Source organism: Mesorhizobium sp. 131-2-1 (assembly GCF_016756535.1).
Lineage (GTDB): Bacteria > Pseudomonadota > Alphaproteobacteria > Rhizobiales > Rhizobiaceae > Mesorhizobium.
Map to the genome: position 1 here is coordinate 6,309,059 of NZ_AP023247.1, position 24,841 is coordinate 6,333,899.

Sequence of the window (24,841 nt, forward strand, 5' to 3'; positions counted from 1 at the left end):
CCGCCCCTTCGGGCGAGCGTCGGCGGGAACCCCCGCGCCGAGTTGCGGCGCGAGGGCTTGAGCCGGCCGGTCAGTCGGCCGGGTTCCAGATGAGGGCGTAGGTGTCTTGATCGTCTTGGCCGGCGGCGCGGCCGAGATTGGCGTAGAGCTTGCGGGGACCGAACTCCGGTGCGGCGATGGACAAGCTCACATAGTCGTTGCCGGAAGTCTCCCCGGTTCGGATCCAGCCGGCGCCGACCTCCACGCCCTGCGTCAGCACCCGGAAGTCGGGATGGTTGTCGGCGGACTTGCTTCGATTGGGCACGATGTCGATGTCGGCGCGGACGCTGAGCGTCCTGAGCTGGCCTTTGTAGCTGCCGTTTTCCTGCTTGTTGACGTAACCGATCGCGGTCATTTTCCTGTCTCCTTCTGCTGTCGCCGGGGACCATTCCCCTGCGATGGCGGACCGTGATGGGCGCGTCCGGACCGCCCGAACCCGGCAGGGCCGCAGCGGCAGCGAAGGACCCGAGCGGGCAGCTTTTTTGAAGCGAAGCGGCGCGAGGAAGCCGCGTCATGCGGCGGGGAAAAAAGCTGGTGGCGAGGGTTTCGGGCGGGCTGGAACCGCCCATAGGTCAATGAGCCAGCCGCAGGGGAATGTCCTCAAGACGTGTGGGGACAGGTCGCGTGATCGGGTGAGCACAACAAGCGATCGGAACGCGTGCGGCGGGTTCCGCACGCTCAACACCGTGCCGGATCGATAAATGTGCCCGTGCACCGGGAGCCCCAGCAGGCATCTCGGCGTGGTAATCGAGCACTGACAAGGGCGAGCTTTGGCGGCCGGATGTTGTTGCCGGAAGCGGGGTCCAAGGGGCGGAACGTGCAGCCAACGCGCCCCGGAGAGGCGCCAACCCGCGGCTATCGACGAGCCGCCTCGGCATGGCGGACTCATTCGAGGGTAACAGCGACCGGGCCTCGGCCCATTGATCGGCGGTCGGAAGCCGCCGCGTTTCGTGTGTTTTCGGTTGGGAACTTGGTCGAATCCGCGCCAGCTGGTTCCATTGGAGCGAAACCGATCGTCTCGGCGTGATCGAGGAATTCGACCAAATTGATACCGATGGCCTTCGCGAGGTCCGCCTGGCTGAGACCAGACGCTTTTCTTTTATCGACGCGGACATACCCGGGTGATCGGCCAGCCGCCATCCGCCAAGGTTAGGTCGTTCCTAGCGGCGCGGCGGGCACGGCTGAGCCCGCGTCCGAAGTCGACGAGGAAAGGGTATTGCTCCCCCGATTTCCGAAGAAGGCCACTGGTCGCAATTGCCCCTGTGGGCCGTGGCGATCTTTTGGTCGCGCTTGCGACATTCTTGTCAGCCTTCGGGACACAACAATGTTTTCGGATAGGCGCGCACGAGGGAGCAAATCAAGGAATCTCAATCTCGCAAACGCCGTGACGCCCAGCCGGACTCGATCCTCAGGGCGTGGAGACCGGCGCGCCGTGCTGAAGAGCTCGGAGGTGTCAAAGACCTTCCTCGACAGGGGGAGCAGCAACAGCGCGATCGTCGGCGCGACGGCCGCGTCTTCGCAGATCGCAGCCTGCGCACACAATTACACGCCAGAGACAAAGCCTTACGCGGTCGATGCCGGCGTGCGGCAATGCATCGGCTCGGCCCGTCCGGAACGGCTTTCGCCTTCCCTTGCCGGCGCGGAAGTTCTGACTACTCCGACAGTACAGCACCTTTGCTCGGTCCGGGTGACCAAGCGATTGTGCGGCGCGCTCGGTCTCGGTCAATGCACGGCGCCCCTGCTCAAGCCGACAGGGCTTCGGCAAAAGATAGTCCGATTCGGTGCCCCCAAGTGAAATGGCATAGCGCTTGCTGTTATCCGTTAGAGCCCACCAAAGCACGTAGAAAGCTATGAACAGAACCATGGCAAAAACGCGAAGTTCCATACAAGCGCCCAAGGAGACCGTGCACGTTTGCGCCGAACGTCCCCTCCAGACGTCCCTCCTCCGGTATCTGATTTGCTATGGCTGGTTCGAGACTGACGGAGCCGTGGCGCTCGCCCAATTGTCGCTTACCCGCCTCCGCCAGGAGGATGCCTTTTTTGGAACACGGCATCGACCAAGTGCGGCCGCTCGGGCCCAGGACTGTCGCCGACGCGATCAAAGTGCATCAGGCGACGGTAAGCCGGGTGACGTCGAACACATACATGCAGACCCCGCGCGAAGTGTTCGAACTGAAGTATTTTTTCACCGTCGCGAGCGCGTCCTCCCAAGGTGGCGACGCGCGGTCCCCCCCGAAGCTGTCCGCCATCGGATCAAGGCGACAATCGCCGACGAATCGCAAGATGACGCGCTTTCCGACGACGACATCGTCGTCCGGCCCAAGGAAAGGGCCATCGATTTGCGCGCCGCACCGTCACAAAATATCGCGAAGCGATGAACATCCCCTCGTCCGTGCAATGCCGCAGGGAATGGCGCTTCTGGCGTTAATCCGGGTCAACGCAGCAACCCGAGTTTGCAGCACATCCAAACTGGAGACCCTGTTGATGACCGAATCCGCTACGGGCTTCATGGACGGAGTTCTGCATGACCCAAAACAGCCAGATCAACGGTCTGGTCCCGCATGGGGTGCAGTCATTTCGCTTGCCTTAGGCACCTTTGGGCTTGTGACGGCAGAGTTTCTGCCTGCCAGCGTGCTGACGCCGCTCGCGCATGATCTCTCTATCACCGAGGGTGCAGTCGGACAGGCGCTGACAACGACCGCCATCGTGGGGGCGATCTCGGCGCCGACGATGGCCGTCATCACAAGGCCCCTGGACCGCAGGATCGTCATATGGGCGATGACGCTGCTGCTGATCCTGTCGAACGTTCTATCGGCCGTCGCGGGGTCGCTGCCGGTTCTCCTGGCCGCCCGCGTCGTGCTCGGCATAGCACTCGGAGGGTTCTGGTCGATTTCGGCAGCGCTGGCGATGCGGCTCGTTCCAAGTCACCTCCTGCGGCGCGCCATGTCGATCATCCTCACCGGCGTTACCTGCGCTACCGTTTGCGCGGCTCCAATCGGCGCCTATGTCGGCGATATCTGGGGATGGCGAACCGCCTTCATGATCGCTGCGGTCGTCGGCGCCGTTACGCTGGTAGTGCAACTCATAACCATTCCGAGGCTGCCTCCGATTGGAGTGGCCAGCTTCCGCAGTCTGCTGGATGTGGCCAAGAATCCGATGATCAAAGTCGCGATGTTGGTCGTCCTGCTGGTCGCTTCCGGGCACTTCGCCGGCTTCACCTATATCCGCGCCTTCCTTGAGAAGTTTCCCGCGCTTGATATCGAGACGATCTCGCTGGTGTTGCTCGTCTTTGGCATCGGCGGCTTCTTCGGCAATTTGGCCGGCGGATTCCTGGCCGAGCACAGCCTCAAGGCAGCCGCGGCCCTGCCTCCCCTGTTCATAGCGATGGCCACTGTCTCGCTGCTGACGCTGGGAGCATCGGCTTGGGCCACGGCGATTGCGGTTACAGTATGGGGCTTTGCCTTCGGCGCGGTGCCGGTGGGACTGCAGACATGGATGGTGCTGCACGCCGCTCCCGAGCAGGCCGAAAGCGCCGGTGGGCTGATGGCCGCAACGTTCCAGGTAGCCATCGCAGCGGGCGCGATTTTCGGCGGACTACTGATGGACAATGCCGGCGTCGCCAGTTCCCTTGCCTACAGCGCCGTTGCCTCGTTCCTCGGCGCCCTGACAGTGTTCTTGCTCGGCCCGAAGCGCGAACCTCAGACCACCTGACAGAGAGGCCATCAGTGCAGCGCGGGAAAGATGCAATCATCAGCCGCGCGGTGCGATCCTACGCACGATTTTTGGCGGTTGCAGGCCTCGTCTCCGGGTGATCGGACGCTGTTGTCCGGTCGATTTCGACCGGCGGGGGCGTTTCGAATGATGGTGCCGACGAGAGAACCTAAGAGTGCGGGACCGAACCGGACCGCCTCGTCCGTCGACCGCTCTGGCATGGCGACGCGGTCTATGCGGCTCTGTCTTGCGGCGAGCATCGGGCGGATCGCGCGCCTGATCTCTTACATGAAGCTCGGGGCCGAACATGCCCCGCAGCTTCTGATTCGGCCCGAAATAGAGGATCGTTCGGCGATATCGTAGTTGTATTCACCAACTGTGATCCAGCCGCGATTGAACGTCGACAGCCCCGCGCGACGGATTTCCAGCGGCGGAATCTCAAGCGCCGCCTGCCCTTGGTAAGGCGGCTTACCGGAATTCGGCAGGAGGACGAGACGAGTTATCTCACGCTCAGTATCCCCGCAATTCGGTGCGGCGCATGGCGAAAACCTTCAGCCTCGCATAGCTTGCGGTAAAAGTACTTCTTCCACTTCATGTTTTTGGTGTTGCCGGCTGCCAGCGTGGGGAAACACGTGGCACGCCGTCATGCAAAATCATCGAATGTGCGTCAGACCCAATTTTGCACGCCGGTTCGCACCCGTATGAGGCGCTGAGTAAATCTAGACTGAGACCAGGAGTGCCCGCGACTTCACATGCGGGATGCCTCCTGCAACATTATCTGCCGCATCCAGATGCTTGCCGGATCACTGTTGTGGAGGGTGGGCCATTGGACGGCCTCGGTGAACGTGGGTAGTGGCCGCGGAAGTTCGATGATCCGCAAGGGGAAGGTTTTTTTGAAATGCTGAACCAGCCGGAAGGGCATGGTCGCTATCCGAGCTGTGCCTGAGACCATCGGCGGGATCATGCTAAAGGCCTGTACGACGATCTCAACACGTCTCTTGAGACCATGCTCAAGCAAAAACTGTTCCTCGATGGATGGCATCTGGGCACCGCCGACCCTGAACGCAATGTGTTTCATCGACACGTATCTCTCGAATGTAAGCTGACGTGGCAACTGCTTGTTCGTGGGGCAGCCCACGCACACGAATGTCTCGTCGAACAGCGCCGCTCTTGGATGGGCGCTCGACATGAAAAATTCCGGAAGAATCACAAAATCGACGTCACCGCGCCGGAGAAGCTCATCGGGGTCGTTGTCGAGCGGCCGCAATTCGAAGCTGACGGCGGGTGCTTCGCGTGCAACCCGCTCCACGACCTTTTCAAAAAACACGAGTGTGGCGAAATCGGAAAGAATGATCCTGAAGCGGCGATCGGATTGAGCCGGATTAAACGGATCCCAAGAAATAATCGAGCATTGGATGTGCAAGAGTGCGCCACGAACAGCGGGGGCGAGTGTTTCCGCACGCGGGGTTAGAACGCGTTCGCGGCCGCTCATCGTAAACAGTTCATCGTTGAAATAGTTGCGCAGCCGGGCGACGGCCGCGCTCATGGCCGGCTGACTAAGGTTGATGCTGCTTGCCGCGGCCGTGAGGTTGCGCGCGGTCAGCAGTGCGTCGAGCACGACGAGAAGGTTCAGATCAAGGCCTTTGAAACGCATGCCTCATCTGTCCGTAACGTGGTTGTTTGTCATCGTGACCATTATGGGCGCTCGTTTACGGTCCCACTCAGAGGTGTTGTGTCCCGACCTGCCGCGCGCGCGCGTGGAGGACGTGCTCGTCGTAGTTATGGGGATAGCGCGGCCGACGAGCGAATGGCCGACCGGTACAACAGTCGATCGGATAGGTCCGGAGCTATGAAACATGTCGATTACAGATGCGAATTTTTCACGTGGCTAATTGATTACAGATTGAGATTTGAGCAGACTTGGGCGTGGCGGCGCTCCGACAACGATCCGCGACACATATCCGAGGTTGCGCGCAATACTGCGAATTGCCATCGCTATGACGACAATCGCCACTCCAAGCACAGTTGCGAAGGTGATTCTGGTCGTGAGATTCCAGACTTCTCCAAACTGTATCAAATCCATGAGGCGAAACACGGCACCCTGGACCAGGTAAAGCAGCAGCGTGCTCTGACCAAGCTGCACCGCGACAAAGCGAGCTACTCTAGTCGAATAGACAAGTCTCCAGCATTGGAACATAGACTGCATTGCTACCGCAGAAGCCGCCAAAGAGCCAGCGAACATAAGAAAAACTTGTTTAGCTGACTGTTCATCATGAATTAAAACGAGATTGTTGTAGGCATAAGTCTCCTTGCCCCACCCGAGGAAGCATATGAAAGCCGCTATCGAAAATAAGACAACAAAAATGGATTTGTGACGCCAGATGACGCCATTCTGCCATCCGATCGGCTGGGCAAACAGGAACCCTAAACAATAAAATGGGTAAGTGTACTTTAACAACGGGGTTATTGATAACGTGATGGGTGCGAATGCGACCGCAATTGCAGATGCGCTTATGATCCATATCGATAGACGGTTGAAAGTTGTAAGAACTCTAATCAGAATGAACGAAATAAATGCCGCCCATATGAACCAATAGGTTCCAATAACTTCCGTCGACAAATCCAACAATGTATCAGTTAAACTCTTCATGGGAAAAATAACTGCGGACTTTAACGTCCAGATCAACGTACACCAAAAAAGCATTGGCAGTAGTAGCTGCATTGCCCGCTCACCGACACCTTGGGTGAACGATTTTCGCAAAATTGCCCCAGAAGAAAGATATCCGCTTATCGCCATAAAGAGAGGCATATGAAACATGTAGATCGACTTGAAATACGGCGACAGCCAGAAAGCGTCGGTGCCCTGGTAGATTAAATATTGTAACAAGTGCCCAATTATCACCAAAGTAATGAGTATGCCTTTGGCGAAATCGAAGCTTAGGTCTCGGTTGTTTGTCCCTGCTGGGCACGAGCCGCGTCCCTTCGCTCCGGCTCTTATGTTATCAAGCATCAGACTCCAGCCTATCTGTTGCAGTTGCTACTTGCCGTTTCTGGGCACGGCGAGCGGGGTGCAAAGGATCGAAAATCACGCCGATCGCGGCGTGGTATGGAGGGCCGATTGGCTGCAACCGAGCGGACAACATCCCAGTGCCTGATCGCAAACCTCGAGCGCATTGGCGGTCGCGATCATGTGTGGCGATGCGAACGCCCGGCACTATGGTCGTCTGGCCGTCTCTGCAAAACCTCTCAAGATGGTTTCGCAGCCGGTGCCGAACCATGCCAAAAGCGAATGGAATGCCACGCTGCTGCAGCACCGGACGCATGACGCGGATAGAACGACTCATTCCGAGTCTCTCAAGATCCGGATGCATCCTGTACGATCCGAGTTCGCCTACCAAGCAATCAACCTCGCCAACCGTGAAGAAATGGCGCAGCAGGTCCTAGTGAGCTGCTACGCCGTGCACATCAGAGCCGATTGCGCGAACCCTCGGCCCTGCACCGGCCCAGCTACAACCGCCTGAAAGCCCCTGTCGCCCATAGGCCTTTTGGAAGAAGGCGGAGAGTTCGACATGATCGGCTACTTACAAGTCATTTCCCAGCACACGCTGCAGAAGCAGTGGCGTGATCGGGCGCATGTCAAGTGCGGTCATCTATGCAGCGCCCTGGAAGTTTGGTAAAATCGATTGTTTAGATCGCGAGCATCCACGCTATGGATAAGTGAAAGCCATGCGCTTCAAGGGCCTTGATCTGAACCTTCTCGTCGTGCTCGACGCACTGCTGACCGAGCGGACCCTCACGGCGGCGGCAAGCAGCATCAACCTTAGTCAGCCGGCCATGAGCGCGGCCGTCGCCCGGCTGCGCGACTATTTCAACGATGAACTGTTTACGACGAGCGGCCGCGAACGTGTTCTAACCCCGCGTGCGGAAACACTCGCCCCCGCAGTTCGCAGCGCACTCTTGCAAATCCAGTGCTCGATTATCTCTTGGGATCCGTTTAATCCGGCTCAATCCGATCGCCGTTTCAGGATCATTCTTTCCGATTTCGCCACACTCGTGTTTTTTGAAAAGGTCGTGGAGCGGGTTGCACGCGAAGCACCCGCCGTCAGCTTCGAATTGTTGCCTATCGACGACGACCCCGATGAGCTTCTCCGGCGCGGTGACGTCGATTTTCTGATTTTTCCAGAATTGTTCATGTCAAGTGCCCATCCAAGAGCGGCGCTGTTCGACGAGACGCTCGTGTGCGTGGGCTGCTCCACGAACAAGCAGCTGCCACGGCAGCTTACATTCGAGAGATACATGTCGATGAGGCACGTTGCGGTCAAGTTCGGGCGGACGCTGAAGCCCTCCATCGAGGAACAGTTTTTTCTTGAGCATGGTCTCAAGAGACGTGTCGAGATCGTTGTGCAGGCCTTTAGCATGATCCCGCCGATGGTCTCAGGCACAGCTCGTATAGCGACCATGCCCTTCCGGCTGGTTCAGCATTTCAAAAAAACCTTCCCCCTGCGGATCATCGAACTTCCGCTGCCACTACCCACGTTCACCGAGGCCGTTCAATGGCCCGCCCTTCACAACAGTGATCCGGCAAGCATCTGGCTGCGAGAGATATTGCTACAGGAGGCGTCTCGAATGACTTCTCCGGAGGACGCCAAAAGGCGCCCCAGGCAGCCCTAATTTACTCCCGCGTCTCACGCCGGCACTCGCGTCAATAGCCCGTGTCGGAAGAGAGCGACGCTCGCGGCAAGTGCGCCTGCGAGGTCGTCCAGCGGGTGGGCTGCATCGACAAACGGTGCGAATGAGAAGGGCCCCCCATAGCCGCCATCAAGCAGCGCCCGGATCTGGCTGCCATTGTCGGAACCGACCAGGACGCGATCCGGGTAAATCCAGTGGATCGGATCGTTCACGCTTGAAATGTGGACGAGACCGGTCAGCTCGGAGGAGAAGAACGTCTCCCCGGCAAGCGTGTGGTGGAACGTGTCGTGCACGAGGCGGAAGACGGATTGGCCATCAATGGCGGCAATGGCCTTAGCCGCTTCGTTCTTCGATCGAAGCGAGCAGGTCCGGAAGCCCAGCGGCTCGATGAGACCGATCAGACCGCGCGACTGGAGGATCGGCTTGAGCGCCTTCAAGGCGACGCGGAGATCGCCCCGGCGCTCGACATTGGCGGGCCAGGAGCCATCGTTGACCGGCACCAGCATGAGCGTCTTGGCTCCGCAGGCCGTTGCATAATCGGCGAGCTTGCTCGCCTCGGCCCTGCGGGCGGGGGTCCACTCATTGAAGCGCTGGAGGGCATTGACGGAAATAATCCCAACGCCTGTGTCGGCGGCCGCAGACCGGACGTCCGCCGCCGGCATGCCGCGTGCAATAGCATTGCTGCCCGGTTGGCTGCGGATCTGGACATCGGTTAGGCCCTGGTCGCGGGCAAAAGCGAAAAGTGCCCTGACGTCAAGTCCGGGCGTCGCCAAATAATCGAGTGCAAAGCGGGGCGATGCTTCGCGCATGGCTTGGCTTTCCTTCCATGAAACGGGCGTCATTCTCGGCTGACTGGCTTCTACCGTGCGTTGATTCGCGAGGTCCGAAATGATGGGCATGAGCGAGGCGAGGCAGTCGTACTCACGTTTCTCTCACGCTATGTTTTTCTCTCATTTATGAGCCGACGTTCACCCAAACGGCGGTGCCGCGCCTCCTGAGACATGGTTAAATAGGTGCAATGACCGAACTCGCTCGCAGCCATCCAACTGCTTCCGCAAGGTACCCGCCAAAGTCAGGCAGCAGGGTGTTTCGCCAGAGCGAGGCCGACGCCCAGCGCGATCATCGCGCCACCTGACGCCTCCCTCAGGCGGCGGATCAACCCGGGACGCGCTGCCGCGCCGTCTTGAATGCCGCTGGCCACGACGGCAACCACGATGTCGGCGAGCGTGTTGAGCGCAATGGACACGGAGCCAAGCACCACGAATTGCAGAGCTACGAGCCCTGCGCTCGGATTCACGAACTGCGGAATGAAGGCGAGGAAAAAGACTGCCGTCTTCGGGTTGAGCGCCTCGACCAGTACCCCTTCACGAAACGCCCGCCGGGGTCCGACTGGACCCACTGCGGCGCCGTCATCGCCGCCAGTCGCTCCCTTGAGGCGGGCGGCTTGAAAGGTGCGAAAGCCGAGCCAGACGAGGTAGACCGCGCCGAACAGCTTTAATGCGGAAAACAGTTCCGAGCTCTCGAGCACGATCGCGGAAACACCTAAGCTTGCGGCGAGGACGTGGATCATGCCCCCCAACCCCGTGCCGAAGCTGGAAGCGATACCTTCCCGACGACCACCGGCGAGCGTGCGCGCGGCAACGTAGAAGATGCCCGGACCGGGGGTGATGGCGAGCACGGAGGCCGCGGCGAGGTACAGGGCGAGTGGGGTCAGTTCTGGCATGATGGTCGATTCCGACGAAGTTCATGATTATTTTGGGATGAGAGCGGCGACGTCGCGGTCAGATGCCCGCTCGCTCACCGCAAGGCCCGCCGCCACGCCAGCGCGGTCGGCCGCGTTCCGGTTCTGGCTCATTTTGCGCTTGCCCTCCAGCCTCGTGATTGGCATGCGCAGGCCGACGATTCCGCGGAGTTGCGCCTGTATAAAATCCGGCGGCGCGTCCGACACCGCCCAAGGCGAGGCGCGCTCGCCCTCGTGGTGGTCGGTCAGCCGATTCACGACGTCCAGCAATCTTCCCGCATCCTCGAAGAACTCGACCGGGCCATAGGCGTGGACGGCGACGTAATTCCAGGTCGGGACGACCTTCCCGGTTTCCCGCTTGGTCGCATACCATGCCGGCGTCACGTAAGCGTCCGGCCCCATGAAGATGGCTAAGCCGTCGCCCAGCGGCGGAACACGGCACTGGGGATTGGCCTTCGCCAGGTGCCCGTAGATCACGCCGTGCTCGCCCTCGCTCTCGTCAAGGAAGAGGGGCAGTGGCGTTGCGAGCGGCCCTTCCGCCGTGACGGTAACGAAGTTCGCCAGCAGCGCCGCGCGAATGGTCGCGCGCAGGCATTCCTTGTCGTCGTCGCGGAAAGCGGGAGGGATGTACATCGCGAAACTCCTTGCGTTACCAAGTCAGGTATCGGCAAGCTGGCCTATTGGAAACAGCCAGTCAGAAGCTATTGAGGTAGTCCAGTTGGTGAAAGATGGCATCGCGCGCCGGATCAGGGCACCGGAATCCCCGGTGCCGGTCACGGTATGCGAATTGCTTGCCAAACCTTTTGGACGCAGCCAGCGATCCCGCTTGGTCGCTATGTGAGCCTGCGGCAAGCCCAATGAAATTGATCCAACGCAAAGTGAACCATACATGCAAACAATCGTCGAAAAGTGAACCTACCGGCGATGCTAGGCATGCCGAGAGCCTGCGCGGGTTTTCACTGTAGCAGGTGACAACACTACCCTTAGCCAACCGGTCGGAGCCGACCAGTTTGTCCGATGTCGACGAAGTGCTTGTTCGCAGGGCGCAAACGGCCTGTAAGCCTTCATAAGCGAGACCACACAGGTACTGGCTGGGAAAGCAGGCCCGTGGGATCTCGCATTTCAGTGATGTTCTGGAAGCGAGCGAATTTCATATCCGCAGGCATCTAATGCAGGAATCAGATTGGACAGCGCCATAACGGTCTGGTTGCGCAGACTGGCTTGAGTGCTCCGTGTCGACTCGTCGGGAGGGCATCCGTCGTGCAAGAGCACGATTGCGCCGGGGCGTACCGAGGCGAGCACTGCATCGACGATCGCGTCGGTGCCGGGGCGCGACCAGTCTCTTGGGTCGATCGACCAATGAAGGGCCGCCAGCCCCGCGATCTCTGAGGCAGTGAACACTTCTTCGCTCCAGGCGCCGTATGGCGCGCGAATGTAGCGGATCGAGGCCTGCGGGCATGCCAGCATGATGGCCTGGTTCGCCTCAAATACTTCACGTTGCACTTCGCCCAAACCGCATTTGGACAGGTCCGGATGAGACATCGTGTGGTTGCCTACCTCATGCCCTTCTGCGATCATTCGCTGGATGAGTTCCGGATGCTCTGCGGCGTAAGCACCAATGACGAAGAATGTCGCTGGCACCCGATTTTGCGCCAGCACATCGAGTATCTGTGGTGTGAAACATGGATTGGGACCGTCGTCAAACGTCAGATAAACGCTTCGACGCCCGGTGCCGTCAGCGCATTCACTCTGCACCTTCCATCTGTCATCGAGACGTCTCATAGCTGCGAACCCTTGCGGTCAATTGTTGTACCGGTCGGCCATTCGCAATCGGCATAACCCCGATCCTTGAGGTAGGGGCCTACGCTATCGGGGGGAGCTTGTCGCGAAGAGCCGACGCGATGCAGCTTGCGCCGATCACCGATGTACCTGGTCGAAAAGGGGCTCGGCTCGCTTGATGTTCGGCGCAGACCAGGAGGGACACACCAGAAAATGCTCCTCGGAGCCAACGCATGCATCGACAATCTCCTTAGGGCTGCATCCTTGAATTCTTCCTATGGGACGTTCTGTACAATCGGCAAAATCGATTGTTTCGATGACAAGCATCCACGTTGCGGATAGATGAGACAAAGGCTTGGATCGCGTGCAACCTCACGGCGGCGGCAGCAGCATCAACCTTAGTCAGCCGGCCATGAGCGCGGCCGTCGCCCGGCCGCGCGACTATTTCAACGATGAACTGTTTACGATGAGCGGCCGCGAATGCGTTCTAACCCGCGTGCGGAACCGTCAGCGTCTCAGAGTCGAGCGACGACGTCGCGCAGCATCTCGACGCCTTTTTCGATCTGCCGGATGCTCAGGGCGGAATAGCCCATGACAAGCCCGACGCGGTCGGCTTCGCCTGCTCCCGACTGCCGATGATAAAGCGGCGAAATCGGGTGCAGACCCAGACCCGCGTATTGGGCAGCTTCGACCAACGCCGTTTCACGCGATCGCGGCAGGTCGTTGAACCATATGACGACGTGCAGTCCAGCCTCTGCCCCCTGGACGGCGATCCGACCTTGAAAACTCCGCTTCAGGGCGGTCAGCAATGCCTCCCGGCGCTCGCCGTTGATGCGGCGCACGCGGCGCACATGGCTTTCATAGCCACCGCTCTCGATCAGAGAGGCCAATGACTCCTGCCCCGCCATCGGAGAATGCCGGTCGGCAAGCTGCTTGGCGGTTTCGAAAACCTGCAGGAATTCCGCCGGGACGACGAGATAACCGATCCGCAGCATCGGCGAGAGCGTCTTGGAGATGGTGCCGAGGTAGATGACGGCCCCATGATCCTCGAGGCTATGCAGCGGGGGAACGGGGCTGATATCGTAGCGATATTCGCTGTCGTAGTCGTCCTCGATGACATAGGCGCCCTGCTCCCGCGCCCATTCCAGAAGCTGATGCCGCCGCGGGATCGGCATGACGCCGCCGAGCGGAAACTGATGCGAGGGCGTCACATAGGCCAGCCGGGCCGCGACCCCCGCCAGTTGCTCCGTTTGCATGCCGTGATCGTCAACCTCGACGGGAACGGGCGTGGCACCTGTACTGGCAAAGACCTGGCGCGCCATCCTGTAGCAGGGGTCCTCGATGACGAAGCTGTCCCCGGGGTCGAGCAGCAGGCGCGCGCAGAGATCGAGGCCCTGCTGCGAACCATTGACGATGACGATCTGCTCGGGGTCGCAGCGCACAGTACGGGCGCGCCAGAGATAGCCCTGAAGCGCTTGGCGGAGCCGGCTCGAACCGCACGGATCGTCATAGGCGAGCCGTGCCGGCCGCTGCGCCATCGCCGCGTTCATCGCGCGCTTCCAAACCGATGCGGGGAAATCTGAGGGCGCCAGGACGCCATATCGGAAATCAACCTTCAGCGTGTTCGGCAGGTAATCCGGCCAGCGCGGAGTACCACGCAGCCGTTCGCCATAGCTTGACAAGTGAACCGGGCCGAACCGTTTTGGGGGATTGGCGGTCAGCTCATGTCCCAGCAGTGAGGATGCGACACGAGGGCGCGCGCCTTGACGGATGTCGATGAAACCTTCCGCGGCCAGCTGCTCGTAGGCGACGGTGACGGTCGTTCGCGAGACGCCAAGTTCCTCGGCGAGACCACGGGAGGACGGCAGCTGGCTTCCGGTGCCGTAAACGCCTCTGAGGATCTGCTCGCGAAGCGCTTCGTAGATCTGGCGCGCGCCCATGCCATGCGAGCGGGTTGAAGCACCGGGACCTGGAGACTGGACCATTTCTTTTCCTGCCAACTGGACATTCCATATCAACCAGTTTGCAGCCACTCCTTCCGAAAGCCAAGGCACGTCTGAAGCCGATGCCCGAGACCGCAATCCAAGACCGGAAAGTGGCACATCTGCGAACGATGCCAAATTCGGCTTCGCTACCCTCGCGATCCATCACGGCTACGATCCGGCTGGTTTTCCCAATGCCGGTCAACCACGCGTCTTCCTGAGCTCGACCTACGATCGAAAGTGTTGCGGCGAATGAGGCCGCCGCCTTGGCGGCGCAATCCTCGGCGACGCGGAAGCCTCCACACGCTGTACGAAACGGGCTTGCGCTACATCACCGGCGCGGCGCTCTCGACCATGTCCTCCTTCCTGGTTCTGCGCGGGCTGAAAAGGACTCTCGCGCTTCGCATGGAATGGCACAGCACCACGGCGCTTGCGATCGCGCAGGTGCGCGACGGGCATTCGGCCGTGGGTTAGGTGAGCTCCCCTTCCTCGACTCGCATCCCGATCAGGCGATTGCCCGAAAGGAGATGTCGGGCATCGCCAACGAGGGGGCCGAAGGGTCAAGGCGCGCTAAGACATGATCGTCGCCTCACCAACGCATTTTGCCAAAAGCATCTCAACGACGAATATGCCGGCTTGGCGCGCCGTAGGGCCGCCGCCTTATCCCGCGAGCGGCGCAGCCCGCTCGCACGTCCCGTCCGCTATGCGTAACACCAGGCTGATGCCGAAGACCATAGGCAGTCACCGAACCGGGTCCGCCGTCGAGAAACGACGAATTGGTGCTGTCTTGAGCCACCGGCAAGCAAATCCATTACTGATCCTCGACTGCCATAGGCGTTATGCATGCTCGCAGCCTGGGCACAGTCATATGAAGATGCTTGGACAGAACGGTGTTTCGGCAACTGTTATCTGTCGTCCAGCTTTTGGCATCAGTTTTGATGGACGCGAGCAGCTTGCGAGGGACGCATCCGAACGCGGCGCTGCTCCCACAACCGTCGCAGTTCTCCTGTGAGAGCCTCGCGCTGGGCCTGATCCAGCGTAATTGTATCGAGGAGATCCGCGAGCACGGCTTCGCCCTCGATTCGCGTCAGCAGATCGAACAATTCAGGTGAAATACGCACACCGTCACGGCTGGAGTGATTCGTTCGGATTTCGCAGACGGTCTCCTGGCGATCCAGCGCCGTGTGAGCGCGGACCTTATACAGGGATACATAAGGCGGCAATGAAACCGCGAGCGCAGTCCAATCCTCCAGCGTTGCGGCCCGTTTTTTGACGAGGAACGGCCCGACCACAAGTCCATCCAACTCTGTCGTCAGGAACGTGGCAATCGAGTCTGCAACTGAATCCACGATCGGCTCGGCATTGTTGTTAAAGGACGTGTTGAGCAGAATTGGGATGCCAGTGCGCTGCTTGAAGGCATTGATGACGTCCCAGTAGGCCGGACTGGCCTTGCGCGATACTGTTTGCAGCCGAGCCGTACCGTCGACGTGCGTGATGGCGCCGAGCAAACCACGCTTGGAGTCGCGCACACGAACCACGAAATTCATGAAGGGAAATTCGCACGCACTGCCTGGGAGGTCGAAAAATTCGCGCGCATCCTCCTCCAGCACTGATGGGGCGAACGGGCGATACCCTTCCCGCTTCTTGACCATGGCGTTGATCCGGTCCTTGTTTGTGGCGGGCCTGGGGTCGGCAAGAATGCTGCGATTTCCGAGCGCGCGCGGCCCGAACTCCGAACGACCTTGCACCCAGCCGATCACGGCGCCACCGGCCATCCACTCGGCTGCCCTATCCGCCACCTCCTCAGTGCGTTCAAACTCCAGGTGCCCCGCCCATGCCTTTAGTTCCTCTTCCACAGCATGATCGCTCGCGAGATCCGGCCCCCAATAAACCTCCTGCAATCGCGCACGCGGCGCGGGGCGGCCCAACTCACCAGACACGATTAATGCAGCGCCCAATGCGCAGCCAGCGTCATGCGACGCGGGCTGCACGAAGATGTCTTCGAAAAGGCCTGAATAGAGCAGCTTGCCGTTCATGGAGCAATTGTGCGCAACGCCACCGGCCAGGCACAGCCGCGTCATCCCCGTGGCCTCACGATGATGCCGAAGAATGTGAAACACGATGCGTTCGAGTGCTTCCTGTAGCGACGCACTCACATCTTTGTGCTGCTGAGTGAATGGCATTCCCTTTTGCCGGACCTGAATGGTGCGAAGCAAAGTCGGACCGATGCGGTCCAGGTGGACGCGATACTCGCCGTTTGCAGACAGTTCATAGAACTGCTCGAAAAGCTCGCGATAGGGAACGGGATCGCCGTAGGGGGCAAGCCCCATTACCTTATATTCATCGAACAAGCCGTAGCCGAGATACCGGATCACCTCGAGATAAAATAGCCCAAGGGAATTGTTCTCTGGGAAAGTCGCGAGTTGCGAAATTTCAGCACCAGATCCTACCGCCACAAGACCCGACTGGAAATCACCAGAGCCATCAATCGCGAAAATCAGACTTTGCTCGAAGCCCGACATTGCAAAAGCACTCACGGCGTGCGCCTGATGATGACTTACGAATGAGATACGCGAAGGGTCGAGCTCGCTACCGAACTCCTGCGCCAACAGCTGCTGCACCAAAAATTTGGCATCCAACGGAATGGAGGCGTCGGGCTCGGAAGCAAGCATGTTTTCGAGCATGGCGTTGCAATAGGCTTCGGTAGCGTAGTACGCCACATGATCGATTTCGCTGAGCTGAACCCCAGCGGCTGAAAGGCAGTATTGAACCGAACTGATTGGGAGCTTGTTGGAGTGTTTGATCCGATTGAGGCGCTCCTCTTCTACGGCCGCGATGACCTGTCCGTCTCGGACGAGCACCGCAGCGCCATCGTGCATGAATGTATTCGCAATCTGGAATCGGTTTTCATAGACTTTGTCTAATCCGCCGCTCAATCCTAGACACAGCATCTCGCTCTCCGTTTATCGTACAGGAAGACTGAATTGGCCTGTCTCAAGGCCGTTTGATCAAAAACACAGGCTGCGTTGTCGTTCGCCGCCGCGAACGCCAGTCAGACATCACCAACCTCAAAGAAATTCTCTTACGCCTGGATCAACATGAGATCCTGTGATCGAGGTCCCGGGCGTTCCATAACGTTGAGAGATTGAGTGGATGCCACGAAGACCCTGGGTTGGATGCCGATTTGCATTGGCGATGTCGTTTTTATTTGCAGCACGAAGTCCGTAGCGCATTGTTTATCTCACTCTCTTTCGTCAGCGCATTAGTCGGCGGCGCAACAGCGCCATCGAGAGGAAGAATGGCAACAGCGCGTACAGGCCGAGCACACCGACGTGCAGGGCGATGCCGCTGATCGGGCGATCAAGCATAACCGGACGAATGAGGTCGATCGCATGTGACAGCGGCATGCATCGCGCTATCTGCTGAAAGGCGCCAGGCAGCTGGTTCAATGGGAAAACGGCGCCCGACAGGAACAGCATAGGTGTGAGGACAAGCGTCTGGTAAAACACGAAGTAATCGTAGCTGGGCGAAAGTGCGGTGACGATCATCGCGAGGCTCGCAAATACGCACCCTGTCAGAGCAATGATTGGCAGCGCATAGAGGACGGACGGCCAGGCGGCATAGCCCAAGGTTGCGGTGACGATGGTAATAGCCGTACCGGCCATGAAGGCCTTGGTGGCTGCCCACGCCAGTTCACCCAGAACGATGTCGCCGAGGGTAACGTGCGTATACAGCATGGCTTCCCATGTGCGTTGAGAATGCATGCGAGCGAAAGCCGCGTACAATGTTTCCAGGGTAGAGGCGGTCATCGCACTTACCGCGACCATGCCGGCCGCCAAAAAGGCGATATACGACGCACCGTCGACGCGGCCGACCATTATGCCGAGGCCGGTGCCTAGGCCGAAAAGGTAGATCATAGGATCGGCGAGGTTACCGAGAAGCGACACGAGTGCGACTTTCTTCCATGCCAGATAGTTGCGTCGCCATACCGCAACCCAGTTCCACGCATTGGCCGGCAGCGCCGCCGCAAAACCTTCAATCATCGCTCACTCCTCCATCTCGCGCCCGGTCAGCCGCAAGAAAACATCCTCGAGATTGGCTGGACGCAGAAGAAGACGCAGACCTGCTCGCCCCTGCAGTTGCGTGCGCACCTGGTCAGGGTCTGGCGCATAGCAATAAAGGGTTTCGCCGCTGACCTCGATGCGCTGGGAATGTGGCTTGACCAGCGAAAGCAACTCGTGCGGATCGCCGCCATAAATCTCCATGACCTGGCATCCGATATGCTCGTCGATCAGCGCCTGCGGGCCGCCTTCGGCGATGTTGCGGCCCTTTTCGAGCACGCACAGCCGATCGCATAATCGCTCAGCCTCTTCCATGAAATGCGTCGTCAGGATAATCGTCTTGCCGCGTGCCAACAGGGCGCGCAGCCGCTCCCAGATCAGGTGGCGCGCGTGCGGATCGAGGCCGGTGGTCGGCTCGTCCATCACAATGAGCTGGGGGTCGTTGATCAACGCCCGCGCCATTGTCAGGCATCGCTTCATGCCGCCGGACAGTTCCGAGACGCGCGCATCCGCCTTGCGCTCGAGGCGAGCGAACTCGAGAAGCGACGGGATGACCGCTTCGCTCTGACGTGTGCTCATGCCGAAGTAGCGTCCGAACACCAGCAGGTTCTCGCGTACGGTGAATTCCTGGTCAAGATTGTCGAATTGCGGGACCACGCCAATGCCCCTGCGTGCCAGCCGAGCGCGCGCCGGCACCGGGACGCCAAGCACCGTGATCGTGCCCGCGTCAGGGCATGTCATGCCGAGGAGCATACGCGCAATCGTGCTTTTGCCCGCCCCGTTTGGTCCGAGGAGGCCGAAACACTCTCCCGACGCAACGGAGAACGACAGTTCGTCGACAACGATCTTGTTCCCATACGACTTGGTTACGCCGGCAAAATCGACTGCCACGGTTGACGCAGAGTCAGGCACGGAGCTTTTCGCGCTTGTTTGCCCGTGAGACTCCCGTTCGATCGCAGGAGTCTCGAGCCGCCGCAAATCCTCTGGGCCCAACTTACGCTTCAACACTTGATGTTTCTGGTCCTGGCTCAAAACTCTTCTACCTGCGATCAAGTAACTATTGCTGTTCGCTGTAAGCGGCGTCAGATCCCACCAGGTTTGGCTTTGGAAGGGCGTCGCCGGTGTCTTGCACATTGGCCGCAGAGCTTCGCGACAACCAATCGCTGTTGCTTAATGTACACAGCGCGTATGCTTTCAAGGGGAGCAAGAGAAAGATGTTGATGAGTGTGTGGAGCGAGAACCCGAGAAATCGAAGTTGGCGCGCACGAAACGCTGCCACGCTGCAGCGAACTATAGTCATGGCTGCAATCATCAGGCATGCCGTCCAAGGCACAGTACCTGTCGTTACGAATTGCGCGAGCCCCGCCAGAATCGACAAAGAGAGCAATAATGGGCCAATATTCTGGCCAATCACGTCCAATGTGAGATAAATATTAAGGCCGCGCAGCAGTTGGAACGCCAGCAACGTGTCACGGAAAGTGCTCCGGGCCCAGCGAAGCTGTTGGCGCAGATAGGGACCCATGCTGTTGGGAACGACTGTTGCCGCGACGGCCTCCGGGACATACTCTGTTCGAAAGCCTGCTTTCAGCATCAGGATCGTAAGGTGGCGGTCCTCGCCGAAGTCGCTCGGCTTCCCTCGAAAGCGCTGCGTCTCGTACTGATCCAGCAGCGAAACAAGCGCGGATCGCCGGTACATGGCACACGGACCGCAGCAACACATGACGGCACCGAACCGAGCCTGCGCTGCCCGCTCTTCGTTACAGGCGAGCCAGTATTCCATGTCGATCAACCGCGTCAGCCAAGTTTCACTGCGATTGCTAGCCGCCAACTGGCCCATGGCGGCGCCGACCGCTTGATCTTGCATCTTTAGCGCAAGCCTGGTGATGACGTCCGGGGCGAGTATCGTGTCCGAATCTACATTCAGCACCAAATCTCCGCACGAGCGGCGAATGGCGGCAATCTGCGCCTTGCGCTTTCCGACATTCTTTGGGAGCGCAACGAAGTTGAACCTCGGGTCGCCCGCGTATTCCTCGTGTACACCCACGAGGGCATCGCGGTTTGCAGAACCGTCATCAACAACATAGACCTGCAGTTTGCCGGCGTAGTCCTGACTTGCAATGGAAGCCAGGCAGTCCGAGAGGGTGCGAGGCGCCTCGTTGTAGCACGGGATAATGACATCGACGCTCGGCCAAGGCTCACCGCTGGGCGGGTCGCCCGAGGTCGGCGGTACGTTTGTAGGCAGGGTATAAAAGACCTGCGCGGTTTTATAGACGGTCGACAGCAGCGCGTAAGAGCAGATGGCAACAGTACTGGCTGAGGCAAATAGGTTCATGAGATGTCAGATTTTTCAGTGAATTTGAGGGAAGCGGGCGGATAGTAAAACCGCGGCCAATGCTGGAATCAGCTCGATCAACGCCATGGGGGCGGGTCGCGCTGACTGACGTCGTAGCGGGTGTCCTTCATAGCTCTGGACCGTTCCGATCGATCAAAGTGCCGGCCGGCCACTCGCTCATTGAGCGTCCAATTGGGAGCACCAGGACGAGTACGTTGTCGTCGACTCGCGTGGGAGGCAGATCGAGGTACACGTCCGGGTGGGTTGAACGCACGCGAACGCCCGACAAAATGTTCGCCAAGCCTTTGCGGCAGAACCTCGAAACATGGTTCCGGAGCGCGGGCCGCACCGAGCCGAACGCGAATGGAACGCCAAGCTGCTGCAGCACTGGATACATCACGCTGATCGAATGGGCGATTCCTAGCCCCTCAAGATCCGGACGCACCCCGTATAGACCGAGTTCAGCGACAAGCAGATCATCGTCGCCAACTTTGATGTATCGGCGCAGCAGGCCCAAGTGAGCCGCTACCCCGTGCACATCACGGCCGATTACGCGGAGCTCCGGCCTTGCACCGGCCCAACTTCGACCGCCTGCGAATTGCTTCCCATTAAAGGCTCCGGTCGGCTCATAGGTCTTCCGGAAGAACTCAGAGAGTTCGAGGTGATCGGGAAGCTGCAACTCATTTTCCCAGCATAACCTCCACTGCACGTCAGGGCGCATGCGAAGACTTCCTCTTTTTCGGGTTCTTTTGTGCACCTCACGCGGTAGAGCAATGGCGGTGCATGTCATGGGTCTATGAACGGCCCTCCCGGATTGGTAAAATTGATTGTTTAGATCGCGAGCATCCACGCTATGGATGTTAAAACCATGCCTTTCAAAGCCTGATCTGAACCTTCTGGTCGTGCTCGATTGGCCCGATAAGCGGCGGCACCGATGGCAGCTGTCGGTGACACAACCTGATTCAAGAGCGGCCGCCAGCGCGTGGCTGCGCCCGTGCCGAAGCAGCGATCAAGTGGAGGACGGCCCGACTGTTAGGCGTCAGCAAACGCGGCGACCGTTGGCGCACGCGATGATGCATGGCGATCGCGCAGCTCTGGATCGCCGGCGGCAAACAGGTTCCGCGAAGCTCTATCGCGCTCGCCAACAGGAATCGTCTGGTCAATGCTTTCGAGTGTTGCCGGTCAACCGGACTGTCGGTGAAAGCACCTGGAGAGCGGGAAGGAGGGCGCGCCCGGATGGCGCTACTTCGAACGAATTGTTTGAGGTTTTGGCCGACTGGAACACACAGCTTGAGCACCTGAGGCCTGAAGTGCGCGAAGGAGCTGGCCCCTAAGTCTTCATTCCGTGCGAGGGATCAAAAATCGCCGCACACAGAAAGGCAGCCTAAGGAGCGTCAGCACTTGCGCCGGCCGAAGGGCCGGGACGCGGGACTGACTGCAACGACGAGATCGGTTAAAAGGGCAGCCGTAGGAGTGTCAGCATAGCGCCGCATAAGGCGGGACACGGGACCGACGGCCCCCGACGAGGAGTGCCGCTTTCCCGGCTAGGGATCGTCACCTACCTGGGCCGAAACACCTTTGAGGTTCGGTGGCGGCAGCCGTAGAGCCCGTCCCGCATAGGGAGCCATGCAAAATAAGGACTTCGCTTCATGTGGGCATCTATGGGTCATTTATTGGGTAAAGCCGTTACGCAAAATGGCAGAGGTGGGGAACGGTCACCCCGCCGCTTCCGAACCTGATGTCTGGACCGGAAAGGCTTCGGCCGACGTCTGGGGCCGTTGAGGTGGAGGCGGGCGAAAACCCCTCGAGGCTCGCGGCGCTGAACATCGAGCCGCATGAAGAAGCCGGATGTAGTCAGCGGTTGTTACCATCAACCGGATCCAGCTACTTGTTGCATCGGGCGCTCTTATACGTCCGCATATTGGGTCAGCTTGACACCGCAGAAGCGCACAGTGTCTCCCAGTGTTTTATCAGGCAGCGGAAATCGGCTTTCGGAAGAGAGCCAGCAGGCAGTCTTCATTGATCGACGCGCCCCGGCACTCGATGCACTCGATCTCGGTCAACGATTCGTTCAGCATGGCGATGGTGGTCTCTGCACCAGCAGCGTGCCCCCAGCGTTGGCAATTGGCGTCACGTGCCGACCCGAAAACCAGCTGCCCGCCTGGCGCAAGCAGACCTACCAGGTTGCGGACTGCCGCGCGGATCTGAACGAGGTCTCCGACGTAGTAAAGAACCTCCGCAACGACGATCAGGTCGAACAGCTCATCACTCGAAAACTGTTGAACATCGGAAATTATCCAGCTGATGTGCGGCGTCTCCTTCATGCGTAAACGTGCTCGGGTAATCGCTGGCTCCACGACATCGATCACAGTGAGCCGCTGGCAAATGGGGGCTAGCCGCTCCGTAAAAGCGCCGGCAGCGCACCCGACTTCGAGCGCATTCGCGACTCGACCTTGCGCAAGTGACAACCGGAGAATTTGGGTGTGGCGCTCCCGCTCGAACGGGTTGCCATCGAGCCGCCATGGATCGTCTGCGGCCATTTCTCGATTCAGCAGTTCATGATCGATTTGGGTCAAATTCGCACCTAGCTAAGGCAGCAATCACCGGCGCTGCAAATGCCGTCAGATGTCGGTAGGGTCGGGACCGTACTGCGGGCCGAGGCAGTTGATTTCGGTCACGCTCCTAATTGGGTCAGCAGGATTGGCAAAATTGATTGTTTGGATGACAACCATCCACGCAGTGAACACATTGAAGGCGGAATTGGGCGTGGATTCGCACACACACAGCGATTGACACGTTGACGATCCGCGATGGAAGAGGCTCGCGGCATTCAGCAGCCCCGTCTTCATCAAGCTGATCCCGCGCAGCCGCGACCGCTCCCATCGAACCACACGCGCCCGCCTGCTACGACGCCGCACGCTGATGCTGACACTATGGTGACTGGGGTTTACCGCCTCAGCATGGCCGCAATGCCATGACGGACAAAGGGAAGATGTTGGCCGAGGCGCAGCCCCACATGCCTTGCAAGCCGTGCCGCCGGATGCTCGCTTGAGTAGAGTCCGACGAGGATATTCGTAGCATGGTAGAGCGGCGCCGCCGACAGGCGCAGTCGGCTTTCATATCTGTGGAGCATGTCGGGGTCGGCAATGTCGCGACGGTCGCGCCATGCGGTCTCTATACCCCGGGCGAGCTGCTTCTGGCCGCCAAGGCCGATGTTGAAGCCATGCGCGGTCACCGGGTGCATGCCGATGGCAGCGTCGCCGATCAATGCGAAGCTCGGCGCCCGGAACCTGTGCGCCCAGGTCGTGGCCAACGGATAGATATAGCGTTGGCTTGCCAGGCTCATGTTGCCGAGGCGCCCTCGACAGCGCTTTGTCAACTCCCTCAGGAACAACTCGTCGTCGAGGGCAAGCAGTCCGTCGGCCTCGTTTGAGGGCAAAGTCAAAAGCAGCGACGACACGCCTGGCGCGAGGGGCAACATCGCCACCGTCTGATGGTGATCGAACCATTCGATCGCGATCTGGTGGTGGGGGCGCTCGTGCCTCACCCGGCAAATCAGCATCGAGTTGCCAAGCCGATTGATATCGGCGCCAATGCCGAGCAGATTGCGGGTGGCGGAAAAACGCGAATCGGCTGCAACGAGAAGGCGAGCGCTCAGCTGCCTGCCATTGGAGAGCGTTATCACTGCTCCTTGACGGCTGTTTGTTGCACGCACGACCGAGTGGCCGCACAGCAGCCGGGCATGGCCCCGCAAGCGGATGATCTTGAACAGGGCATCGCGGATCTGGCAATTCGGGACCAGAACGCCCAGTGGTTCCGCGGATCCGGCGGGGGCATCGAAACACAACGCAAACGGGCTCGATCCGTTGAGGACGCGTGCGCCTTGAAGCGGTGACTTGTCCGAAGCGGAGATAACATCCCAGGCGCCGAGCTCGCGAAGGATTCCAATCGAGGCGTGGGTGAGCGCGATCTCGCGACCGTCGAAAGCCGGACTTGCCAGTCTTTCCAGGGACTGCCCTTCGACAACCGCCAGTTTGAGCTGGCTATGGGCAAGCGATGCGGCGAAGGAAAGTCCGACCGGCCCGGCGCCCACGACAATAATGTCGAAGCTGTCGTCACAGCCGGCCATCAGCGTGCCGCCAGCGCGTTGGTTCTCTTCGTGAGATGTTGGGGGAGTCGAGCCGCAGGTCGTGCATCGATTGCGCTGTGATCTATTGCCCGCATCGCCTCAAGCGCGGTTCTCACGTCGGTTCCTGGCTGGTGAAGCGTCATTTGCCTGCTGTATGATCTGGATTGTCAAGATGATGGGAGCGACGACCAGGCTGTCGGTCAGCCCATGCGTTTTCCCGTGAAGGACTGGGCGATCAAACCACGCCGACAAGGGCGTGGCCTTGATCTGGGTCAGTCGAGGCCCAACCGGCGTCAGATGACATCGATCCAATCCAGTCATGTGCCAGCTGATCCCATGACGACGCCATGGCACCAGCCAGCCCAAGGGAGAACCAGG

The 24,841-nt window shown here is 59.6% G+C and carries 22 protein-coding genes and 4 pseudogenes; 7 read left to right on the plus strand and 19 right to left on the minus strand.

Translation table 11 applies throughout. The features are described from left to right. Nucleotides 1-70 precede the first annotated feature (70 nt). Nucleotides 71-394, minus strand: coding sequence for a DUF736 domain-containing protein (locus JG743_RS30380; RefSeq protein WP_202296074.1), 324 nt, complete (start codon nt 392-394; stop codon nt 71-73). Nucleotides 395-2,076: 1,682 nt separating this feature from the next. Between JG743_RS30380 and JG743_RS30385 the strand changes: the two are divergent. Both JG743_RS30385 and JG743_RS30390 read left to right on the plus strand, forming a co-directional pair. After that, nucleotides 2,077-2,467 (plus strand): annotated as a pseudogene (locus tag JG743_RS30385) (RNA polymerase factor sigma-54); the annotation flags it as partial. Between the two features lie 56 nt (nt 2,468-2,523). Then, a complete protein-coding gene (locus JG743_RS30390) occupies nt 2,524-3,750 on the plus strand; it encodes an MFS transporter (protein ID WP_044549158.1) in 1,227 nt (408 codons plus the stop codon). Nucleotides 3,751-4,271: 521 nt separating this feature from the next. On the opposite strand, the pseudogene JG743_RS30395 reads toward JG743_RS30390, so the two are convergent. Together JG743_RS30395 and JG743_RS30400 are read right to left on the minus strand one after the other, a co-directional pair. After that, nucleotides 4,272-4,387, minus strand: a pseudogene (locus JG743_RS30395) (nitrogen fixation protein NifQ); the annotation flags it as partial. Between the two features lie 111 nt (nt 4,388-4,498). Beyond that, entirely contained in the window at nt 4,499-5,404 is a 906-nt protein-coding gene (locus JG743_RS30400) for a LysR family transcriptional regulator (protein WP_010913836.1), read from the minus strand. Nucleotides 5,405-5,447: 43 nt separating this feature from the next. Between JG743_RS30400 and JG743_RS34375 the strand changes: the two genes are divergently transcribed. Beyond that, nucleotides 5,448-5,603, plus strand: a complete 156-nt coding sequence (locus JG743_RS34375) for a hypothetical protein (RefSeq protein ID WP_274608551.1) — start codon at nt 5,448-5,450, stop codon at nt 5,601-5,603. Between the two features lie 35 nt (nt 5,604-5,638). Here the strand turns inward: JG743_RS34375 and nolL are convergent, their stop codons facing one another. Then, entirely contained in the window at nt 5,639-6,760 is a 1,122-nt protein-coding gene (gene nolL / locus JG743_RS30410) for a nodulation factor fucose acetyltransferase NolL (protein ID WP_202296078.1), read from the minus strand. Then, nucleotides 6,753-7,268: pseudogene (locus tag JG743_RS30415) on the minus strand (hypothetical protein); the annotation flags it as partial. The gene nolL and the pseudogene JG743_RS30415, both read right to left, overlap by 8 nt. 208 nt (nt 7,269-7,476) lie before the next feature. Here JG743_RS30415 and JG743_RS30420 point away from each other — a divergent pair. Next, nucleotides 7,477-8,421 (plus strand): LysR family transcriptional regulator, encoded by a 945-nt coding sequence (locus JG743_RS30420; RefSeq protein ID WP_202296079.1) that lies wholly within the window; start codon nt 7,477-7,479, stop codon nt 8,419-8,421. A gap of 14 nt (nt 8,422-8,435) precedes the next feature. Here the strand turns inward: JG743_RS30420 and JG743_RS30425 are convergent, their stop codons facing one another. The 4 genes from JG743_RS30425 to nodB all read right to left on the minus strand — a co-directional run bounded on the left by JG743_RS30425 (nt 8,436) and on the right by nodB (nt 11,962). Beyond that, nucleotides 8,436-9,248, minus strand: a complete 813-nt coding sequence (locus JG743_RS30425) for a TIM barrel protein (protein WP_244672987.1) — start codon at nt 9,246-9,248, stop codon at nt 8,436-8,438. 263 nt (nt 9,249-9,511) lie between these two features. Continuing rightward, complete coding sequence (locus JG743_RS30430; RefSeq protein ID WP_010913832.1) at nt 9,512-10,162, minus strand: LysE family translocator; 651 nt, start codon at nt 10,160-10,162, stop codon at nt 9,512-9,514. A gap of 27 nt (nt 10,163-10,189) precedes the next feature. Beyond that, nucleotides 10,190-10,813 carry an FMN-binding negative transcriptional regulator gene (locus tag JG743_RS30435; protein ID WP_202296081.1) on the minus strand — a complete coding sequence of 208 codons (624 nt, stop codon included), beginning with the start codon at nt 10,811-10,813 and terminating at the stop codon, nt 10,190-10,192. Between the two features lie 489 nt (nt 10,814-11,302). Continuing rightward, nucleotides 11,303-11,962 carry a chitooligosaccharide deacetylase NodB gene (gene nodB, locus JG743_RS30440; RefSeq protein WP_010913829.1) on the minus strand — a complete coding sequence of 220 codons (660 nt, stop codon included), beginning with the start codon at nt 11,960-11,962 and terminating at the stop codon, nt 11,303-11,305. Between the two features lie 329 nt (nt 11,963-12,291). On the opposite strand from nodB, the pseudogene JG743_RS30445 reads away from it, so the two are divergent. Further along, nucleotides 12,292-12,452, plus strand: a pseudogene (locus JG743_RS30445) (LysR family transcriptional regulator); the annotation flags it as partial. A gap of 22 nt (nt 12,453-12,474) precedes the next feature. Here the strand turns inward: JG743_RS30445 and pdxR are convergent. Further along, nucleotides 12,475-13,944 (minus strand): MocR-like pyridoxine biosynthesis transcription factor PdxR, encoded by a 1,470-nt coding sequence (pdxR, locus tag JG743_RS30450; RefSeq protein ID WP_010913827.1) that lies wholly within the window; start codon nt 13,942-13,944, stop codon nt 12,475-12,477. A gap of 318 nt (nt 13,945-14,262) precedes the next feature. Between pdxR and JG743_RS30455 the strand changes: the two genes are divergently transcribed. Continuing rightward, nucleotides 14,263-14,415: a PLP-dependent transferase gene (locus JG743_RS30455; protein WP_244420605.1), complete on the plus strand. Its 153-nt coding sequence runs from the start codon at nt 14,263-14,265 to the stop codon at nt 14,413-14,415. Next, nucleotides 14,416-14,652, plus strand: a complete 237-nt coding sequence (locus tag JG743_RS34835; protein ID WP_244748460.1) for a DUF6398 domain-containing protein — start codon at nt 14,416-14,418, stop codon at nt 14,650-14,652. Here JG743_RS34835 and JG743_RS30460 read toward each other — a convergent pair. The 9 genes from JG743_RS30460 to ubiM form a co-directional block, all read right to left on the minus strand. Continuing rightward, entirely contained in the window at nt 14,643-14,786 is a 144-nt protein-coding gene (locus tag JG743_RS30460) for a nodulation protein NodZ (protein WP_446720385.1), read from the minus strand. The two genes, JG743_RS34835 and JG743_RS30460, sit on opposite strands and share 10 nt — an antisense overlap. A gap of 84 nt (nt 14,787-14,870) precedes the next feature. After that, the gene (locus tag JG743_RS30465) at nt 14,871-16,892 is read right to left on the minus strand and encodes a carbamoyltransferase family protein (protein WP_202296083.1); all 2,022 of its coding nucleotides are present in this window, start codon (nt 16,890-16,892) and stop codon (nt 14,871-14,873) included. Between the two features lie 303 nt (nt 16,893-17,195). Continuing rightward, nucleotides 17,196-17,984, minus strand: coding sequence for an ABC transporter permease (locus JG743_RS30470; protein ID WP_010913823.1), 789 nt, complete (start codon nt 17,982-17,984; stop codon nt 17,196-17,198). A 3-nt stretch (nt 17,985-17,987) separates the two neighbouring features. Beyond that, nucleotides 17,988-19,010: a nodulation factor ABC transporter ATP-binding protein NodI gene (nodI, locus tag JG743_RS30475; protein ID WP_010913822.1), complete on the minus strand. Its 1,023-nt coding sequence runs from the start codon at nt 19,008-19,010 to the stop codon at nt 17,988-17,990. Between the two features lie 49 nt (nt 19,011-19,059). Next, nucleotides 19,060-20,334 (minus strand): chitooligosaccharide synthase NodC, encoded by a 1,275-nt coding sequence (gene nodC / locus JG743_RS30480; RefSeq protein WP_010913821.1) that lies wholly within the window; start codon nt 20,332-20,334, stop codon nt 19,060-19,062. Nucleotides 20,335-20,461: 127 nt separating this feature from the next. Beyond that, complete coding sequence (locus JG743_RS30485; RefSeq protein WP_044549143.1) at nt 20,462-21,055, minus strand: NodA family N-acyltransferase; 594 nt, start codon at nt 21,053-21,055, stop codon at nt 20,462-20,464. A gap of 1,249 nt (nt 21,056-22,304) precedes the next feature. Continuing rightward, a complete protein-coding gene (gene nodS / locus JG743_RS30490; protein ID WP_010913819.1) occupies nt 22,305-22,910 on the minus strand; it encodes a nodulation methyltransferase NodS in 606 nt (201 codons plus the stop codon). 45 nt (nt 22,911-22,955) lie between these two features. Next, entirely contained in the window at nt 22,956-23,183 is a 228-nt protein-coding gene (locus JG743_RS30495; RefSeq protein WP_202296085.1) for a hypothetical protein, read from the minus strand. A gap of 98 nt (nt 23,184-23,281) precedes the next feature. Beyond that, a complete protein-coding gene (gene ubiM / locus JG743_RS30500; RefSeq protein WP_202296087.1) occupies nt 23,282-24,463 on the minus strand; it encodes a 5-demethoxyubiquinol-8 5-hydroxylase UbiM in 1,182 nt (393 codons plus the stop codon). Nucleotides 24,464-24,841 lie beyond the last annotated feature (378 nt).

Coding starts and splice junctions, on each gene's coding strand:
- JG743_RS30380 (WP_202296074.1), bottom strand. CDS start 394: ATGACCGCGATCGGTTACGTCAACAAGCAGGAAAACGGCAGCTACAAA.
- JG743_RS30390 (WP_044549158.1), top strand. CDS start 2,524: ATGACCGAATCCGCTACGGGCTTCATGGACGGAGTTCTGCATGACCCA.
- JG743_RS30400 (WP_010913836.1), bottom strand. CDS start 5,404: ATGCGTTTCAAAGGCCTTGATCTGAACCTTCTCGTCGTGCTCGACGCA.
- JG743_RS34375 (WP_274608551.1), top strand. CDS start 5,448: ATGGGCGCTCGTTTACGGTCCCACTCAGAGGTGTTGTGTCCCGACCTG.
- nolL (WP_202296078.1), bottom strand. CDS start 6,760: ATGCTTGATAACATAAGAGCCGGAGCGAAGGGACGCGGCTCGTGCCCA.
- JG743_RS30420 (WP_202296079.1), top strand. CDS start 7,477: ATGCGCTTCAAGGGCCTTGATCTGAACCTTCTCGTCGTGCTCGACGCA.
- JG743_RS30425 (WP_244672987.1), bottom strand. CDS start 9,248: ATGCGCGAAGCATCGCCCCGCTTTGCACTCGATTATTTGGCGACGCCC.
- JG743_RS30430 (WP_010913832.1), bottom strand. CDS start 10,162: ATGCCAGAACTGACCCCACTCGCCCTGTACCTCGCCGCGGCCTCCGTG.
- JG743_RS30435 (WP_202296081.1), bottom strand. CDS start 10,813: ATGTACATCCCTCCCGCTTTCCGCGACGACGACAAGGAATGCCTGCGC.
- nodB (WP_010913829.1), bottom strand. CDS start 11,962: ATGAGACGTCTCGATGACAGATGGAAGGTGCAGAGTGAATGCGCTGAC.
- pdxR (WP_010913827.1), bottom strand. CDS start 13,944: ATGGTCCAGTCTCCAGGTCCCGGTGCTTCAACCCGCTCGCATGGCATG.
- JG743_RS30460 (WP_446720385.1), bottom strand. CDS start 14,786: ATGCATAACGCCTATGGCAGTCGAGGATCAGTAATGGATTTGCTTGCC.
- JG743_RS30465 (WP_202296083.1), bottom strand. CDS start 16,892: ATGCTGTGTCTAGGATTGAGCGGCGGATTAGACAAAGTCTATGAAAAC.
- JG743_RS30470 (WP_010913823.1), bottom strand. CDS start 17,984: ATGATTGAAGGTTTTGCGGCGGCGCTGCCGGCCAATGCGTGGAACTGG.
- nodC (WP_010913821.1), bottom strand. CDS start 20,334: ATGAACCTATTTGCCTCAGCCAGTACTGTTGCCATCTGCTCTTACGCG.
- JG743_RS30485 (WP_044549143.1), bottom strand. CDS start 21,055: ATGCGCCCTGACGTGCAGTGGAGGTTATGCTGGGAAAATGAGTTGCAG.
- JG743_RS30495 (WP_202296085.1), bottom strand. CDS start 23,183: ATGAAGACGGGGCTGCTGAATGCCGCGAGCCTCTTCCATCGCGGATCG.
- ubiM (WP_202296087.1), bottom strand. CDS start 24,463: ATGGCCGGCTGTGACGACAGCTTCGACATTATTGTCGTGGGCGCCGGG.